The organism is Peredibacter starrii (assembly GCF_034259205.1).
In the GTDB taxonomy this organism is placed as follows: Bacteria; Bdellovibrionota; Bacteriovoracia; order Bacteriovoracales; family Bacteriovoracaceae; genus Peredibacter; species Peredibacter starrii.
The window spans coordinates 3916885-3934641 of record NZ_CP139487.1; the positions used below are offsets into that span (position 1 = coordinate 3916885).

Below are 17757 nucleotides of genomic sequence, written 5' to 3' on the forward strand. Positions count from 1 at the left end.
TATATTATTTCTTCATGAGAAGGTATTGCTTCTGAAGCTTGGCCGAAATTTCTTTGTCCATGAAGTTGAAAATCTTAGAGGCCTTCTTCGTATCAATGTTCTGCAAAATCTGGACTGCAACATCTGGATCTTGAATCGAAAGAACATCTGAAGCTTTTTCCGGCTTCATGTTAGAGATCAATTCGACCAACTGACCTACTCTGCCCTTAGACTCTTCGTCATTTCTCTTCACACAACCCAGGAAGGCCTTCTGACGGGCCTCAAACTCGCTGTACTTTTTTCCAAGGTCATTTTCAGAGACCTTCAATGAGTCTTCACGCTTTTGAAGTTCAAGTTCACGAAGTCTTACTTTTTCTTCTTTATCGAGAATCTCTTTCGTCAGATCAGAAACAGATTTGTTCTTGATGACGTCCACTTTCTTTTTAACTTCTTCGTTCACTTTTTTAACGAACTCTTCTTCAGTATAAGTTTTCTTCACCTGTGCCAAAACAGATGTCGCTCCAAGAAGAAGTGAGAAGACCAGGAAAGCTTTCATATCGGATCCTATTTATCTTTATGATTTAACCAGTTTTGTGTTTGCTCTTCGACCTTTTGGTCGATCTCTTTGTTCAGGGCCTTACGATATTGCTCGTAATCCTTCTCTTTCATACTCTCCATCACTTTGAGGTCACCTCTAAGCTGGGCGAGTTCCTGCTTTTTATCTGCGACCTTTTGCTCCTGACGTCTTTTGTCTCTTTCCAAAAGCTCAAGATTCTTGTTTTTGGCCGCAATCAGCATTGGGAAGGCCTGAAGTTGACCGCCGCTCATGCCAGTTTTAAGACCACCCTCTTGAATCTTGTAGTAGGTGTCGATCTCATTTTTATCGTGTGCAAGCTGATCTTCAATTCTATTCAGTTCCATCAAGAGTTGACCCAACTCCATTCGGCAGTTTTCTTCTTTTAGCTTTCGAAGTTTTAAAACCGGATCAAGCCGGAACTGATAGCGTTTCATATGTTATTATCTAAAATTTGGATCCACTGCCTTCTCTGCCTTACGAGCAATTTCAAGCATACGATCAAAGAGCTCTTCAATCGTAAATGACTCTTCAATTTGCTGGCGAAGAAGTGCAATCAGATCATCGTAAATCACAATTGCTTTATCCACTTTAGGGTTAGAACCGCGGGCATAAGCACCCACTGTGATAAGGTCTTCTGATTCTTTATAAGCGGCCAATAGGTCACGCAAGTGAGAGGCCACGATCTTATGTTCTTTAGTAGCGACTTTGGTCATAACACGGGAAATAGACGCCAGAACATCAATTGCCGGGAAATGGTTTCGGGCCGCAAGCTGACGTGACAGAACAATGTGACCATCGGAGATACCTCGAACCGCATCCGCGATTGGCTCATCCATGTCACCACCTTCCACAAGTACGGTATAGATACCGGTAATTGAACCCGCACCTTTCTTCGTACCCGCACGCTCCATGAGCTTTGGAAGTTTTGCAAACACGCTTGGCGTATAACCTTTCTGTCCTGGAGGTTCACCAGTAGAAAGGGCGATCTCACGGTTTGCCATCGCAAAACGCGTGATTGAATCCATCATGAGTAGAATGTCTTGGCCCTGGTCACGGAAGTATTCAGCGATTGTTGTCGCTGTATAGGCCGCCTTCATACGAATGAGTGCGGAAGTATCAGAAGTCGCCACAACAACTACGGCGCGCTTAAGACCTTCCTCTCCTAGATCGGATTGAATGAACTCCAGAACCTCACGACCACGTTCACCAATCAGAGCAATCACACTGATGTCAGCGTTGGTATTCTTAGCAATCATACCCATTAGAACTGACTTACCCACACCGGAACCGGCCATGATCGCCAGACGCTGACCTTTACCGGCCGTGATAAAACAGTTAATCGAGTTGATACCAGTATCTAGGGCTTCACGAATTGGTGGACGATCCAAAGGATTCAGAGGAGTTCCGAAAATCGAACGCTTCTCATAGGGACCTTCAATCGGGCCCTTGTTATCCAGAGGATTTCCCTGAAAATCGATCACTCGCCCAAGCATGTTGGGAGAGATGCGGATTTCAGTCACAATATCTTTTAAATGAATTTTTGTTTCAGAGTTAATGCCTGAGATTTCGTTATATGGCATGACCATACAGTTTGAACCGTTGATCGCCACCACTTCACCCAATGAACGTTCACCATTCTCAGCGATAAATTCTACGTTTGAACCAAGAACAGCACGAGGAACCGACGCCTCATATACCATCCCACGTGAGCCCACGATTTTTCCGATCTTCTCGTAAGGAATTCTGTTTTCGATGTGACGAAGGATTTTATCAAGGCCTAAGCTATCACTCATGTTTTAGAACCTGCTCAAAAATCTTATCGATATTCTGGAAAACACCTTCAAGGGACCCATCGATAAGACCATTTTCAGATTCCAGAATGATTCCCGGATGATTAATTTCAGGAACGATTTCGATACGAATATTAGTCAATTGTCCAAGACGAGATTCAACAGTCTGGATGACTTCCGGCATTTGCGAAAAGTTAGCGCGGCCAACTTTCACGATAAGGTTCTTTCTGGCGTTTAGTTCAAGAATAAGTTTCTCAAGAAGAGTCTCAAGATAGACCTTCTCATTGATTTCTTTAAGAACGATCCACTTCGTGAAACGTTTAACGAATTCATAAACTTCAGTACGGTTCTTTTCGATGATTTTATCTGACTGAGACTGCACCTGAGCAATCACCTGGCCAAACTCTTCTACTCTTTGTCCCAGAACTTCGTGAAACTCGTTCAGTGCCTCTTCTTTACCTTCAGCGCGACCTTTTTCAAGACCTTCCTGATATGCGTCCTGGTAGGCGGCCTCGAGACGACGTTTTACTTCTTCCTGGATCTTTGTTTCAAGATCGTTTTGTTCCTGACGTGAAAGACCACGGTAGTTACGAACTGTCTCGTCGATTTTAAAATTGTTTTTAGCTTCGTATTTGCGCTCAGAACGAATTTCTTCTTCAGAGGCCTTCTCTGCAGTTACTGATTCACCAGTAAGAGTTTTGAACTCAAAAGACTGAAACTGGGTCTGCGATACCACGTGAGTAGACTTGAGGTCAGTGAACGAAAATGGCTTAATGTCAGTATCACGATACTTTTGCATTTAATCTGCCCTCTATTAAACGAACGCGTCGCCTTCGCCACCACGAGAAATAATCGCCTTACCTTTAGCTTCAAGGTCTTTAAGCTGCTGAACGATTTCCTGTTGAGCTTTCTCCACATCGGAAATCTTCGTAGGTCCCATTGCATCCAGATCTTCCTTGAGAAGAGTGGCTGCACGGTTTGACATGTTTTTGAAGAGCTTCGTACGAACTTCGTCCGGAGCTGTTTTAAGAGCGGTAACAAGTTTAGTGTTATCCACAACTTTAAGAAGCTCTTGAATACCACGATCGTCCACGTAGATAACATCTTCGAATACGAACATGAGTTTGCGGATTTCTTCGGCAAGTTCCGGATCTTTCTCTTCCACTCTCGCCATGATGTTCTTCTCAGAGTTTTTATCCATGAGGTTGAGCATATCGGCGATCGGCTCGATACCACCAAGTTGTTGCGTATCGATCGAACCAAGAGTTGAAAGTTCAGTTTTAAGTACGTCATCAAGTTGCGCAATAAGTTCTGGTGAAACGAAGTCGAGGTTCGCCACACGAAGAACCACTTCCGCCTGAAGACCTTCAGGAAGCTTACGAAGCACATCCACTTTCTTCTCTACCGGCAAGTGAGCACAGATAAGAGCGATTGTTTGTGGGTGTTCATTAATAAGGAAGTTCGCAAGAGTTCTTGTATCCACAAGTTCAAGCGATTCAAGTGTATTTGAGTTACCAACATCAACGATCTGACCAAGAAGTTGTTTAGCGCGGTCTTCACCAAGAGTACCAAGAATGAAGTCACGGCCTTTGTTCTCAGAGAATAGAAGTTCAGAGTCCTCGTTAATGGCAGAATAGAATTCTTCCAGAACTTTCTTCACCATCCAGATGGGAGATTTAGAAATAGAAGACATGGTGTTAATCATACGCTTAACATCATTGTCTTTCATGTGCTTGAAAATTAATTTGGTCGTAGTGGGGCCCAAAGCAGAAAGCAAAATGGCTGCTTTTTCCTGACCTGACAGTAGCGCATACTGTACATCAGGATCTAATGATTTATTCTCTTCGGCCACACGTACTCCTTACGCGATTTCTTTATTCGTATCTGCAGCGTGGATCATTTCATGCACCACCTGAGCTGCTTTTCCTGGGTTCTGCTCAACCAGAGAGATGATCTTCTCACGGAGCATGTTCCCTTCAATCTTTTCCGGGTTGAGCTTGTCTTCAATCGAAGGCAACACATCCTCTAAACCTGGCAGGCGTTGATTGGCCTGAATCTTCTCCAACTCCTCAATCGTCTTAGGAAGGAAGTCCTCAATCGACTCAACAGAGTTCTCTGTAAGCCACTGGATGAAAGGACGAACAACCATGAAGAAGAATAATGAAATGATAGCACCGATCATTAAGTACTTGGTGATATTTTTCATAAGCTCACGGTTCTCACGTGCTCTCATGATGGCTTCCATTTCAGACAAATCTTCTTTGGCAAATTCCATGTTCTTGATAACTAGCTTGTCACCACGAGTCTGGTTAATACCAAGGGCCGACCCTACGATCGCCTGGAAGTTTTGAAGCTCTTCCTCAGTCCATGCCTGATATTTAGTCACCGGAATACCGTCTTCATTCACCATTGGCGTTCCGTCTTTGGCCATGACCGGAACCTTCTTACCATCAACCATTACCGCCACTGACATATTCGAGATCTCAGCAGTCGGCTTCTTAGACTTCGTAACGATCGTTGGGACCGCCATATTACGAGTCACAAGGGACTTATCAACATCGTTGCGTGTCTCAGGGATGCCCGGCTGAGGAGCTTCACCTGGAAGGTTTGAACGAGCACCTGGAATACCTTGTGGAGAAGGACGGACCCCTACCATCTTCTGCTCGTTACGAACTTCAGAAACCACCGCAGCGTTTTCTGAATCATAAGTTGTCTGAGTTTCAACTTTCTCAGTGAAGTCCATCTTGATCGCAACTTTCGCGATCACTTTACCTTCACCGATTACACGTGAAAGAATTTCTTCCACTTTCTTTTCATATTGTGAGTTTAGTTTTGTCTCAAGAGCGATGCGGTTAGCGGTCTCTGTCGACATGTTATCGCCATCGTTCTCAGAAAGCTTTTTACCGCGAGAATCAATGACCACAACGTTGTGTGAACGCATGCCATCCACTGAAGAACTAACAAGAGACTGGATTCCTTTAATCTCGTCTCCAGTCATCGTTACCCCACGCTCTACATCCAGAACAACAGATGCACTAGGTGGCTTTCTTTCAGATACGAACGGAGAATGCTCCGGGATTGATAAGTGAATACGAGCGCGTGTTACACCTTTGATGTGCATGATGGTCTTAACCAATTCACCTTCAAGAGCACGCTGTTTATTGATTTTTTGAACGAATGAAGTTGTACCAAAAGCTTGCTTATCGAAAACTTCGTAGCCAACTGTACCTGTAAAGTTAACACCTTTCTTCGCGATCTCTAGACGCCAGATTTCAACCTGGTCCTCAGGAACTTTAATGGTCTTACCATCGTCGGCCACCTGATAGTTGATCTTCCCTTCTTCTAACATTCTCGCGATGACAGCTGAATCGTCTTTCGTTAGATCAGTATAAAGAACTTTATAGTCTGTTTTACTAGACCAAACAACAATCCCAGTCATTGAAGCAAGGAGGAGCCCTGCCACAGCGATTAGACCGATTCTTCTTGTCATATCTAACGACTTAAAGAAATCGACGAAGTTCTGCACTGTTTGTGAGAAGAAATTGTTCAAAGAATCCTCCTGATTCTATGTATACCGATCAACATCCTATTGATCAGATCTGCATCTTCATAATTTCACGGTAAGCATCTAGCACTTTAGATCTCACCTGGTTCATTGTCTTGAAAGCGATCTCAGCTTTCTCTACCGCCAGTAACGTTTCGTGCAAGTTCTGGCTCTCACCACTCGCTAACTTTTCCATCTGGATGTTAGCGTCATGTTGTAATGCATTTACCTTGCCAATTGAGTCCTGAAGAAATTCGCCGAATGTTTTACCATTCTCAACGTTTCCGCCTTCAAGTCCTGGGGTCTTAATATCAAAATTCGACCCGAAATCGTTATCAACCTTGCGGCTCCAACCACGAGCATCGCCCGTACCAAGAGTTTGTTGGAAAGAACCAATATCCTTAATGGCCATTAGTTACCTCTTCCGATTTCTAAGGTCTTCGTCGCCATCTGCTTTGTTACGTTAAGAGCAGTAACGTTTGATTCATAAGCTCTTTGAGCTTCGATCATATTCGCCATCTCAACCATCGGGTTGATGTCCGGCATTGCCACGTATCCCTCAGAGTTTGCATCCGGGTGTGATGGATCGTGCTTATAAACAACTTTGTCTGAGTGAACGACCTCAGTGGCGTGAACCGTCTGAGCGTTCTCTGATAATTCCCCTTCCAGGATTTCTGAAAAGGTCTCACGTGCCGGTTCTGAACCGAACACAACTTCTTTACGACGGTAAGGACCGCCTTCGGCAGTCCTGGTGGTTTGAGCGTTGGCAATGTTAGAAGAATGGGCCTCCATTCTCTTACGTTGAGCGGCCAGACCGCTGGAACTAATTCTTAAACTCGAAAGTAGATCCATTTAAATCACCTTACTTGTCAGAGTTGATGGCGTATTTCATGATACCCATCTTCTTGTTAATCAGTTGAACGAGAGCATCGTACATGAGTTTGTTCTCTGCCATCTTTGCCATTTCGGCCTCGACGTCCACGGTGTTCCCGTTCTCTGAGACGACCCCATTTGGATCATCATAAATTTCAGGCTCTAAATTATTGAAGCCACCGTTGCCTACAGTATGATGTCGCTCATCTTTGACATTCATCTGCATCTGACCGTCCACATCCAAAGCACGTGCCAACGCTTCTTCGAAATCCATCTTCTTGGCCTTGTAGCCCGGAGTGTTGGCGTTCGCGACGTTGGATGAAATGAGTTCTTGTCTCATCTCACGGAAATTCAACGCCGTGGTAAGTGCTTTTAATGTTTTGTCATTCACATCCATTGTGATGGCCTCAACAATTTAAACTTAGTTCTTATCTTAGGTTAACGAAGTAGCTAGCGCCTTCTGATCTGTACTCATTAATTTTATTTCTTAGAGTACGGATTGAAACGCCAAGGATCTTAGCGGCCTGTGTTCTGTTCTCAGATGTGAAAACAAGGGCCTTTTTGATCAGAAGCTTTTCAGCGTCTTTTAGAGACATAAGTTTCATGCCGTCTTCATCAGTCTCAGATGCTGTGAATTCAACTTTACGCTCACCGTTCTCAATAGCTTGAACATCAAGAGTTGAACCATCCATGTTGGAAAGAGTCTTACGGATGAAAGTCTTAAGTTCAGAAAGGTTTTGGTTCCAAGAGTAGTCAGAAAGCTTGCGAGCGGCTTCTGAGCAAAGTGAAATATCGCCAGCTTCTGTTTCAGCTGCGTATTCTTCGATAAAGTGACGAGCGATCAATTCCACGTCTGTTCCTCTTTCACGTAGTGCGATCATATCGATCGAAACACCGCTGAAGTAAGTATATAAAGCGCGTGAGAACTTTCCTGCACCAACTAGCTTAGAAAGATTTTTCGAAGTAGTAGCAAGAATACGAACGTCTAACTCATAGTCTGGTAGTTCTTGAAGGATAGTATATAGGCGTTTCTGGAAATTTTCATCCAGTGCATCAATGTTGGCAAAAATTACCGTACCGCCATTGGCAACTTCTAGTACTCCACGATTGAAACGACCAGTTTCATCGTCACGGAAGCCTAGTACGATTTTTTCTACTGTCTGCGAATCGAAGCTGCAATCAACAATTTCAAGACGAGCATTTTTTCTCGCTGAATTTGAATGAATGTAAGCACCCAATGCTTTTTTACCTGAACCAATCTCACCAGAGATCAGGACTGGAGTCTTGGTAACTGCCACGTTACGGGCCGTCTCAAGCGCATTGTTGAATTTTGGGTGATTGCCTACGAGTACTAAACCTTGAGATAACATTAGACCTCCTGTCCGTTGTTAGTTTGGTTTTACCTATAATTTTTTTTCTGTCAGTTCTAGTGTCGCCAATTCACTTCTACACATTTCTTTTATATGAGAAGGAACATTCTTATCATTCGTTAAGAGACTCAATACCTCACGCCCTTCTGGCACTTTGGCATTCTTTATCAATGATAGCCCATAAAGATACCCAACACGTGAGTTGTAAGGAGATTTTACAAATTTTTCTCGGAATGTTTTCGTCATCGTCTCGAGCTCCTTCCACTCTGGATTCGACTCCCCTGCATACGACTCGATGAGGAGGTAGTTGATCCGCTCGGAGATATTCAAGATCGGTGCCGACTTCGATCGTCCGATATCATCGCTTAAAGCTTTAACCACAGTTTTAAAGCGATCCTGGTCTCTTAACTGATAGAGGGACTCTACGTAACCCATTAAAAGGTCAGCAGTTTGGCGAGGGGTAAGCTGGTTTTGAGGGTTCTGTTTAACCAGCACTTTCTCAAACTCCACCACTGCTTCAGAGTAGTTCTTTTGATTAAAATGGATCATCCCCTGGTAAAAAGGATAGTTCAGAGAGTCCCTAAGTGACACTGGATAGGAGGTCAACTTAGCTCCAGCTTCGGTCCAATTTGCATCCGCCACCAAGCGGATAAGGTTTAGTTCTTCGATCATCTGAGAAAGATTTATCGACTTCGTACGGTCAATCCAGATTGGGAATGTACGGGCCTCTTCGCTCAGAACATTTTTGAAACTAGCAAGTGCGCGATCGTAGCTCTTATATAATCCAAGCTTGATAAAAGCATCACACACCACGAAGTTCATATAAAGGTTCTTCGCAACTTTGGTCTCATACTTATCTTTGTAAACTTCCCAGATCTTCACGACCTTAGAGTAGTCTTCTTTCAGATAAGCTTCCTGGATCAGACCATACACGATCTCAGCTCCGTCACCTTCGAACACTCTTCTCTCTGCCGGCTTAAGTGCATCCAGAGGAACAGATGTTAGATATGAAAGGGCCTTATCGTATTCTTTATTAGCAATGAATAAACGCAGACGAACCAACCACAGAAGTTTTTTTAGATTCGGATTAAGCGCTTTGCTCTCATCCGGAGATTGTTCTAGAAAAACCTCTGTCTCTTTATCGGATTCAGTTGGTTTAAGCTTCCGGGCAAGTCTGAAGGCCACATAACGAAGTTTTGCTTCGTATCTGATTTCCGCTGAGGTTGAACGATCAATCGCATTTTTATACAGCACTAAATTCTCAGCAGCTGGTCGATCTAAAAGTTCGTATTCAAGGGCCAGTCTTAGACGGGCGTAAGGAGATTGTAATAGATAAGAGTAAGTAGCAAGGAACTCATCATAGGCCTTAATCGAAGATTCGTATTGGGCCTCACGATAATAACTTTCAGCAAGGTTATAAAGGATCGCTGGATGAACTGGTTTCACGAGAGATTTTTCAACCGTCTTGTAACGCTTGATGATCTCTTTGGTCTCCCCTTTTGAAAGAAGAGCGAAAGATGTATAGGCCATTCCCATCTGAGGAGGCAGGATGCTCGCAAGTTTCTTATCACTTAAGAACTCTTCGATTTTATCGACCTGTTTTAACTCACTCAGAGCGTGAAGAATAGTAAGGGCAGACTGAATCACCATGGTCTGATCAAACTCACCGCGGGCCTCTACGAAAAGTTGCTTCGCAAGCTCCAGGGTCTTCACATGGTCTTTTTGATCCACATTATACTGAATGAGGTAGCGAAGAATCGCCGACTTCATTTCATAATTATCAGTCAAATCTTTGATGTTCGTTAAAAGCACCATGGCAGATTGAGTGATTCCGCGATTAGGTTTCGCAAGATTCCCTCTCAAAAGCGCATTGGCCTTTAAGTACTCATTAAATACGTGATTAGAATCTCTACCGTACTTCTTCTCATAAAGCGTGATGGACTTATTCATAAGTCCCCACTTCTCTTCACGATAGAAATTAATCGTTAGCTGTAAGTGGGCCTCTTTCGCATCATCAAGATTTGATCGATCTTGAATCGGAAATAGAGCATCCGGAATCTTAGAGGCAAGATTAATGTCTTTCTCTAACTGAGGGATCATTGGGTTATAGTCCCAAATGAAACTCGCACCATATCTGAAATCACGATACTCAGGATTGATGGTCTTCTCTGCCACTGCCGCTTTCGTCACTTCCACTACTGGAAGGATGGGGCTCTTTCTATTTAATAGAGCATTCTTTGGAGGAGCAGTTACTGCTTTCTTTGCCACAACTACTGGAGCTTTCTCTTCCACTGGAACAGGAAGCGGTTTTTTAAAGCCCGCGTTCTTCTCAGAAACAAGATCAGCATTGATCCAGAAATCCAAAATGTATTTTTTGTCAGCGTCTCTGTAAAAAGAGAACAATTCAACAGATGGATCTTTAAGTTTGATGGCGACAGTAGCAGGTTTGGCAGGGAAATTATCTTTCGAGTAATTAATAGACTCGATGTACTGGCCGTTTGTTTTGAGCTTAGCGATATCTCCGGCCAATGTTTCGAACATTTGAAGATTCACTGTTTCAATGTAGAGGGTCTGATCACGCTTCACGATATAAAACTGGTCACGTGGCACCATAAGGTTCCAACGCAAGTGCGTTTTAAATGTTTCTTGATCAATGACGTCGGCTAAAACTGAAGATGCGGCCAGTGCGCTGGCTACAAATAGAGTCGTTAAACGGGCCGAAAACTTGTTCATCGTGAAGACTTCCTGTCTTTACTAGGCAGACCAACATCCATGTGGCCTTTTTTACCTACTGTGTTCATTGTAGCGTGCTTTTGATTTTGGAAAAGACAAATTTTTCCTACCGGCAAAAATAGCCGCCGACTCTTTGACACAATCTTCATTTGCAGAGAGATAACAATAACTTAAAATATTCACATTATTACCCGCTGAAAATGGTTTGGTTATGCGGCAGTGGATTGTTCTTTTATTCCTTACAAGTTGTTCCCTATTTATAGGTGGTGGCAACGATGGACCCAAAACAGCAAAGGGTTCTTTATACTCAGTTCATTTTGGTGCTCCATCGTGGGTATACAAAAAAGATGAGCGCTCGGATTTTATTTTTGAAAATGCTAACGATGGAAGAATTCTTCTTTCGAATAGTTTCTGTGAAGAGTTTCAAGATCTGCCATTAGAGAAGCTTGCTGGGAAAACTTTCAATACAGTGAAAGAATTTAAATCCACTGTGAGTGAGTATACGACATTTCAACATCGAGAGGCCTATCGCCTGGAAGGCCAGGGTTTGGTAGATGGAGTAAAAGTGTATCTTAGACTTCTTAATACTCGCAGGAATAATTGTTACTTTGATTTCGTCTCGATTGATCCATTCGACACTGTGAAGAATACTGATACTGCCTTTAAGGACTTTCTCGACTCAGTGGTGTTTAGATGATTGGACAAGGTCTGAAACATCATTTCCAGACAATCGGTGACGTGGCGATGCTCACAAAGAGTACTTTTCAGGCCACTTTCTCCGCTCCCTTTTATTGGGGAAGACTTTTTGAGCAGATTGTTCAACTCGGCATTGGCTCATTATCTATTACTATTGTGATCGGAGTTGTGACTGGTCTGGTGATGACTCTCCAGTTTGGTTACGGTCTGGAGAAATTTGGTGGAACGCTTTATGTTCCGGCGATTGTTTCTCTTTCTATCTTTCGTGAGCTCGCTCCCATCTTCACTTCACTTCTGGTCGCCGGACGAATTGGTTCGGGTATCAGTGCTGAGATTGGGGCAATGAATGTGACTCAACAAGTGGATGCTATCCGCGCACTCGGAACGAATCCCATTCGCGTATTAGTGGTTCCCCGAGTTGTAGCGACGGTCATTTCGCTTCCTCTTCTCACAGTTCTCAGTGGATTCATGGGGATTATCGGTGGTCTTGCCATCGCCTATCTTGAATTCAACATGCCGATCGGGTTTTACGTTAATAAAGTATTAAACACCATTAACTTTATGGATGTTTTTGGTGGAATGATTAAATGTGCATTTTTTGCGATCGTGATTTCCATCATCGCTTGTTACCGAGGGTTTCAAACTAAGGAAGGAACTCGCGGCGTAGGAACAGCAGCAACGTGGGTGGTAGTGCGCGCCTCTATTATCATCCTTATATCAGATTTCTTTTTAAGTAAGATGCTCTTACTTTTATTTGGATAATTAATGAGCTCGATTCTGGAAGTGAGACATTTAAAAAAGAGTTTCGATGAAAAAGTTGTTCATCGCGATGTCTCTTTTTGTATGAAGTCGGGTGAGACCATTGCCCTACTTGGAAATTCCGGAACCGGAAAGTCAGTACTTTTGAGATCGATCATCGGTCTTGATCCAATTGATGACGGCGAAATTTTCTTTCACGGTAAAAGAATTGATCAACTGACTGAGAAACAACTTTTCCCAGTACGCACCAAAATCTCTTACGCCTTTCAATCAGGTGCATTGTTTGACTCAATTTCAGTCTTTGAAAACATCGCCTATCCTTTATTTGAACACACAAAACTTTCCGAAGAGGAAATCCACAAAAAGGTGGAAGACATCCTCGAGATTGTGAATATGAAAGATGCCATTGAACTCATGCCTTCGGATCTTTCCGGAGGAATGCAGAAGCGTGTGGGTCTGGCCCGCGCCATGGTGCTTAATCCGGAAATGATTCTATATGATGAACCTACTGCAGGTCTGGATCCGGTAAATGTTGAAATGGTGATGGAAGTTATCAATCGCTTTAAAGCGAAAAAGGTCTCTGGAATTCTCGTGACTCACGATATTCCCGTGGCCAAGAAGATCTGCGACCGCATTCTTATTTTGAAAGACGGTGTTATTGGCTTTGAAGGTACCCTGGAAGAATTTGAGAACAGCAAAGATCCCTTTGTTCAAAGCTTCTTAATCACTGATTAGAGGAATTTATGAGAGTAAGAAAAAAAGATCAATCAAACCTGGTTAAAGTCGGTCTCTTCATTGCGGGACTTACGGTGGTCTTGATGATCATGATTATGAGTATCGGGAAAGAAAACTCGGTCTTTGATAAGAAAGTCGATATTCGTGCCTTGGTAGGTAACGTGTCTGCTCTTAAGCAAGGTTCATACGTTGAACTCAAGGGTATTCGCATTGGTACTGTAAGCAGTATCAATATCGTATCTGAAGATGAAGTTGAAATTGTAATGACGATCCTTGATCGTGAAGCTCAGTGGATTAAAAAAGATTCTAAGATCTCTATTTCAACTGCCGGTCTTGTGGGTGATAAATACGTTGAAATTTACAACGGCACAAAGGAAGCACCTAAGTTTGATCCGGAAAAAGACGTTCTTATTTCGGAGGACATGACAGATATTAAAAAAATTCTGAATAAAGGTGAAACCATCGCAAACACCACCGCTAAGATCATGACGAAGCTTGATCATATTCTGGAAAAGCTTGGCGAGGGCGAAACAATTGTCGACACCATGAAGACGCTTAACCGCGCCTCACACAATTTGGAAACCGTTACTAGAGACCTAAAAGACGCAAAAATGGGTCAGATGGTTACGAATGTGAATGCGAGCATGGGTAACATCAATAAATCTACGGCATCACTTTCACGCATCCTGGATCGCGTGGAAAAGGGCCCAGGCACTGTTAACTCTCTCATCTACGATGAAAGTGTGCATGACGATCTCAGAGCGCTTCTTGGTGGAGCGCAAAGAAACAAAGTCATTAAGTACTTCATCCGCGAGTCGATCAAAAATTCTGAGCGTAAGCAAGTTCCTTACAATTAGAAGGAAATATACTTCACGCCCAAAACTAAAAGGCTGAGCATAATAAAGCTCACCCATAAAACAGAATTCATACTAAATTCTCCAGGTGTGCTTCAAGGCTATCGAAGCGGAAACACTTCCGTCAAAGGTGCTTTTTGACCACGAAACTTAGATATGGAGTTTGTAAGATTGATTTGAGAATGGAAGGTTTACAAGTAACTTCTTACAGAAAAGCCGGGGCCACTAAGGCCCCGGAGACCAAAATCATTAATTATGATCGTGAGTTCTTACACAATAGACACCTACCTGACATTGACGTCTGTCGATGGTTCTAAAAACGCCAACATCTTCATGCTTACCCGGAGGACAATCAACCGATGAACTGACTTGTCTTACATTTGTCAGACGAAGAAATCTGCTGCGAACCTTAATCGTCCCATAGTTAGCGAGAGTTTCTTTTAATTCCTGGCATGTCACTTGCTTTGATTCGATCACAGGAACTTCGGCAAATGAAGACAGAGACATTGTGAGAGTGAAAAGAAGGAAAATAATTTGCATACGGGAACTCCTTTGAAGCGCCGAAAATAATCGTTTCAAAGAATCTTTGTCAAAAGTGCAATTTGACACCATAAAAAAAGGGCCCAACGTTGTGGGCCCTTTTGATTACAATTCCAAGTTCTTCTTTTTCATTTTCTCGATCAGTGTTGTTCTGTTCAGAGCAAGAAGCTTCGATGCCTGATTCTTATTTCCGCGAGTGCGATTCATCGCCTGCATGATAAGTGAGTCTTCAATATCAGAAAGAATCTGCTTCAGATCCACGCCGATTTCTGGAAGTTCAAACAATGTCTTGTACTGGTGAGTAGCAAGTGGATTCGAACGGAAGATTTTCGCTGGAAGATCTTCAGGAAGAATCTCGTTACCACCACGAAGAATGACCAGACGTTCGATCACGTTCTCTAGTTCACGAACGTTTCCTGGCCAGTCATAACCCATCAATAGATCCATCGTTAATGGAGCAAAACTGATTTCGTTCGAACGGTCAGCTGAAACAAAACGATCCAGGAAGTGCGAGATAAGAAGAGGAATATCTTCTCTACGCTCTTTAAGCGCAGGCATTTTAATAGGAATAACATTCAAGCGATAGAACAGATCTTCGCGGAACTTACCTTCTGCAACTGCCTTCTCAAGATCACGGTGAGTTGCCGCAATCACGCGCACATCGATATCGATGTTTTCAGAAGAACCAACCGGCTCAATCTGACGCTCTTGAAGAACGCGAAGAAGTTTCACCTGGAGAAGCTGTGGCATATCACCAATTTCATCCAGGAAGATGGTGCCGTTTTGAGCAAGCTCGAAGCGACCTTTGCGATTTGAAATAGCACCAGTGAAGGCACCTTTCATGTGACCAAAAAGTTCACTCTCAAGAAGTTCAGCAGGAATCGCACCACAGTTTACAGAAACGCGGTTTTTAAGATTACGGCTTGATAGTTTATGGATAGCAGAAGCAACAAGCTCCTTACCTGTCCCAGATGGACCCATGATAAGGATGGTAGAATCTGTTTTCGCTACTTTTTGAATACGATCGAATACATCACGCATGGCCTTCGAGCGACCAATCATGCCCTCGAAAGTATCTTCCACTGTAGGACGATCAATTTTAAGCCTAGAAGTCGCTTTGTTACGATCTCCAGCTGCGAATACACCCTCGCCTTCAGACACGATCTCGCGCGGAAGAACAGTTGATAGCTTCGTCTGAAGGGCCTGGATTACCAGCTTCTTCAAGTTCTCAATTTCGAATGGCTTCGTAAGATAGTGGAAAACACCTTTCTTAGTCGCTGCGATGGCAGTTTCAATGCTCGCAAAACCAGTCATGACGATTGATACGAACTCAAAACCTTTGTCCTTCAGGATATCGATTAAGAGTAGACCGTCAGAACCCTGCTCAAGGCTGATATCTGTCACAAGACAGAAAGGGTTTTCTTTCGGGTGGAACTTAGCAAAGTTCATTAGGCAGTCTTCTGAGCTTGAATACAACTGCACGTTCAATTTGAGAGTTTGCTCGAGGTATTTTTTAAGTGAGAGTCCCAGAAGCTTATCGTCTTCAACGATGATGATGGGCGGGAAATTCATGACACTTGATCCATCAAAACTTTGATGCAGGAAATTCATATCGTCCATAGATCCTCCGGAAGACACAAATTTACAATTGTCCGAGTGCGGGTGTCAATTTCTAGACCCCATCAATAATTAATGATTACAAAGCGTTATTTAGGGGGTGTCAAATGTAAGACTATTATTGGAAGTGATTGCGGTGCATTGTTTTGATGAACTTCACGGACTTCTGCGGACCTCCGGCCCAAACATAAAAAGAACAGGCCATCAATCCAACAAAAGCGAAGATTAAACAAAGAATGGCCGAGCTCTTTTTCTTTTTTAGCCAGAACAAATAAGCGAACTCTCCACCTAAAACGATAAGTGGAACTGCCCAGAACGGCGTATGGCGAGCGAGGAAATAGATCTCTTGCATGGAACTATTGTAATCGAAGGCAAAAAAAAAGCCACCCGGAGGTGGCCTTGATTTTTAAATACTAGAAGAAACCTTTAAGAGCATCAACCATATCCAGACGCTCCCAAGTGAAGCCATCTTTCGATGTACGGCCGAAGTGACCGTAAGCAGCTGTCTCAGAGTAGATTGGACGAAGAAGGTCTAGGCGCTGAATGATCGCCTTAGGACGCATATCGAATAGCTCGTTGATTGCAGCAGTTAGTTTCTTCTCATCAACTTTCGAAGTACCGAAAGTATCGATTAGAAGAGACATCGGCTTAGCAACACCAATTGCGTAGGCAACTTGAACTAGAGCTTTATCAGCAAGACCAGCAGCAACTACGTTCTTAGCAATGTGACGAGCAGCATATGCAGCTGAACGGTCTACTTTAGAAGGATCTTTACCAGAGAAAGCACCACCGCCGTGAGCACCGTGACCACCGTAAGTATCTACGATGATTTTACGACCTGTAAGACCACAGTCACCAGTTGGTCCACCGATTACGAAACGGCCAGTTGGGTTGATGAAGTATTTAGTGTTCTTGTCGATTAGGTTCGCAGGAACAGTCTTCTTGATAACTTCTTCCATGATAGCTTCTTCAATTTGCTTCTGAGTAAGCTCTTCAGCGTGTTGAGTAGAAACTACGATAGCATCTAGACGAGAAAGTTTTCCGTTCTCGTATTGAGCAGTAACTTGTGTTTTACCGTCAGCGCGAAGAAGTGGGAAAGTTCCGTTGTGACGGATTTCAGAAAGACGTTTCGCAAGCTTGTGCGAAAGATCGATCGTCATTGGCATAAGAGATTCAGTTTCGTTGATCGCGTAACCGAACATAAGACCCTGGTCACCAGCGCCTTGGTCAAGGAACTTACCTTCACCTTCGTTTACACCAACAGCGATATCTTGAGATTGCTTACCAAGAGCGATTGTTACGCCACAAGTGTTAGCATCGAAACCTTTATCAGAGTGATCGTAACCGATCTTTTTGATTGTCTTACGAACAGTTTCATTGATGTCTACGTTTGCACCAGTTGTAACTTCACCAGCAACTACTACTAGACCAGTTGTGATAAGAGTTTCGCAAGCAACACGTGACTTTGGATCTTGAGCAAGCATGGCATCAAGTACAGCATCAGAAATTTGGTCAGCGATTTTATCCGGGTGACCTTCAGTTACTGATTCAGAGGTGAACATATAATCTTTCAACATAAGCTTAGCTCCTGTAAAAATCTAAACAAATAATAATCTAATGGGCGTTTTTATACCCTGCTTGCTGCATTTTATCAAAAGGAATTTGAGACATTTTTGGCCTTAAATAAAAG

The 17757-nt window shown here is 43.2% G+C and carries 19 protein-coding genes; 4 read left to right on the forward strand and 15 right to left on the reverse strand.

The window, feature by feature from the left end:
- Positions 1 to 4 precede the first annotated feature (4 nt).
- From SOO65_RS19655 to SOO65_RS19705, 11 genes are read right to left on the reverse strand one after another with little or no spacing between them, the layout of a single operon-like run.
- The gene (locus SOO65_RS19655) at positions 5 to 535 is read right to left on the reverse strand and encodes a MotE family protein (protein ID WP_321394629.1); all 531 of its coding nucleotides are present in this window, start codon (positions 533 to 535) and stop codon (positions 5 to 7) included.
- A gap of 8 nt (positions 536 to 543) precedes the next feature.
- Positions 544 to 990 carry a flagellar export protein FliJ gene (locus tag SOO65_RS19660; protein ID WP_321394632.1) on the reverse strand — a complete coding sequence of 149 codons (447 nt, stop codon included), beginning with the start codon at positions 988 to 990 and terminating at the stop codon, positions 544 to 546.
- 6 nt (positions 991 to 996) lie between these two features.
- Positions 997 to 2349: a FliI/YscN family ATPase gene (locus tag SOO65_RS19665; protein WP_321394635.1), complete on the reverse strand. Its 1353-nt coding sequence runs from the start codon at positions 2347 to 2349 to the stop codon at positions 997 to 999.
- Positions 2342 to 3145 carry a FliH/SctL family protein gene (locus tag SOO65_RS19670; protein ID WP_321394638.1) on the reverse strand — a complete coding sequence of 268 codons (804 nt, stop codon included), beginning with the start codon at positions 3143 to 3145 and terminating at the stop codon, positions 2342 to 2344. Before SOO65_RS19670 ends, SOO65_RS19665 begins: the two co-directional genes overlap by 8 nt.
- A gap of 15 nt (positions 3146 to 3160) precedes the next feature.
- A complete protein-coding gene (fliG, locus tag SOO65_RS19675; RefSeq protein WP_321394641.1) occupies positions 3161 to 4198 on the reverse strand; it encodes a flagellar motor switch protein FliG in 1038 nt (345 codons plus the stop codon).
- A 9-nt stretch (positions 4199 to 4207) separates the two neighbouring features.
- Complete coding sequence (gene fliF, locus SOO65_RS19680; protein WP_321394644.1) at positions 4208 to 5896, reverse strand: flagellar basal-body MS-ring/collar protein FliF; 1689 nt, start codon at positions 5894 to 5896, stop codon at positions 4208 to 4210.
- A 43-nt stretch (positions 5897 to 5939) separates the two neighbouring features.
- A complete protein-coding gene (gene fliE, locus SOO65_RS19685; protein WP_321394647.1) occupies positions 5940 to 6302 on the reverse strand; it encodes a flagellar hook-basal body complex protein FliE in 363 nt (120 codons plus the stop codon).
- Complete coding sequence (gene flgC / locus SOO65_RS19690) at positions 6302 to 6742, reverse strand: flagellar basal body rod protein FlgC (RefSeq protein ID WP_321394650.1); 441 nt, start codon at positions 6740 to 6742, stop codon at positions 6302 to 6304. The genes fliE and flgC overlap by 1 nt, the downstream gene beginning before the upstream one ends.
- Positions 6743 to 6752: 10 nt before the next feature.
- Entirely contained in the window at positions 6753 to 7160 is a 408-nt protein-coding gene (gene flgB, locus SOO65_RS19695) for a flagellar basal body rod protein FlgB (protein WP_321394652.1), read from the reverse strand.
- A 31-nt stretch (positions 7161 to 7191) separates the two neighbouring features.
- The gene (locus SOO65_RS19700; protein ID WP_321394656.1) at positions 7192 to 8133 is read right to left on the reverse strand and encodes a sigma-54-dependent transcriptional regulator; all 942 of its coding nucleotides are present in this window, start codon (positions 8131 to 8133) and stop codon (positions 7192 to 7194) included.
- 33 nt (positions 8134 to 8166) lie between these two features.
- Positions 8167 to 10866, reverse strand: coding sequence for a tetratricopeptide repeat protein (locus SOO65_RS19705; RefSeq protein ID WP_321394658.1), 2700 nt, complete (start codon positions 10864 to 10866; stop codon positions 8167 to 8169).
- Between the two features lie 211 nt (positions 10867 to 11077).
- On the opposite strand from SOO65_RS19705, the gene SOO65_RS19710 reads away from it, so the two are divergent.
- The 4 genes from SOO65_RS19710 to SOO65_RS19725 are packed head-to-tail and all read left to right on the forward strand — an operon-like array spanning position 11078 to position 13913.
- The gene (locus SOO65_RS19710) at positions 11078 to 11563 is read left to right on the forward strand and encodes a hypothetical protein (protein WP_321394661.1); all 486 of its coding nucleotides are present in this window, start codon (positions 11078 to 11080) and stop codon (positions 11561 to 11563) included.
- Entirely contained in the window at positions 11560 to 12324 is a 765-nt protein-coding gene (locus SOO65_RS19715; protein WP_321394664.1) for an MlaE family ABC transporter permease, read from the forward strand. Before SOO65_RS19710 ends, SOO65_RS19715 begins: the two co-directional genes overlap by 4 nt.
- Before the next feature lie 3 nt (positions 12325 to 12327).
- Positions 12328 to 13056 (forward strand): ABC transporter ATP-binding protein, encoded by a 729-nt coding sequence (locus SOO65_RS19720; RefSeq protein ID WP_321394668.1) that lies wholly within the window; start codon positions 12328 to 12330, stop codon positions 13054 to 13056.
- Positions 13057 to 13064: 8 nt separating this feature from the next.
- A complete protein-coding gene (locus SOO65_RS19725; RefSeq protein WP_321394671.1) occupies positions 13065 to 13913 on the forward strand; it encodes an MlaD family protein in 849 nt (282 codons plus the stop codon).
- 246 nt (positions 13914 to 14159) lie between these two features.
- Here the strand turns inward: SOO65_RS19725 and SOO65_RS19730 are convergent, their stop codons facing one another.
- From SOO65_RS19730 to metK, 4 genes are all read right to left on the reverse strand, one after another.
- Positions 14160 to 14450 carry a hypothetical protein gene (locus tag SOO65_RS19730; RefSeq protein WP_321394674.1) on the reverse strand — a complete coding sequence of 97 codons (291 nt, stop codon included), beginning with the start codon at positions 14448 to 14450 and terminating at the stop codon, positions 14160 to 14162.
- A 105-nt stretch (positions 14451 to 14555) separates the two neighbouring features.
- Positions 14556 to 16070: a sigma-54-dependent transcriptional regulator gene (locus SOO65_RS19735; protein WP_321394678.1), complete on the reverse strand. Its 1515-nt coding sequence runs from the start codon at positions 16068 to 16070 to the stop codon at positions 14556 to 14558.
- 115 nt (positions 16071 to 16185) lie between these two features.
- Positions 16186 to 16419: a hypothetical protein gene (locus tag SOO65_RS19740; protein WP_321394681.1), complete on the reverse strand. Its 234-nt coding sequence runs from the start codon at positions 16417 to 16419 to the stop codon at positions 16186 to 16188.
- A gap of 61 nt (positions 16420 to 16480) precedes the next feature.
- Positions 16481 to 17644 carry a methionine adenosyltransferase gene (metK, locus tag SOO65_RS19745; protein WP_407676976.1) on the reverse strand — a complete coding sequence of 388 codons (1164 nt, stop codon included), beginning with the start codon at positions 17642 to 17644 and terminating at the stop codon, positions 16481 to 16483.
- Between the last annotated feature and the right edge of the window lie 113 nt (positions 17645 to 17757).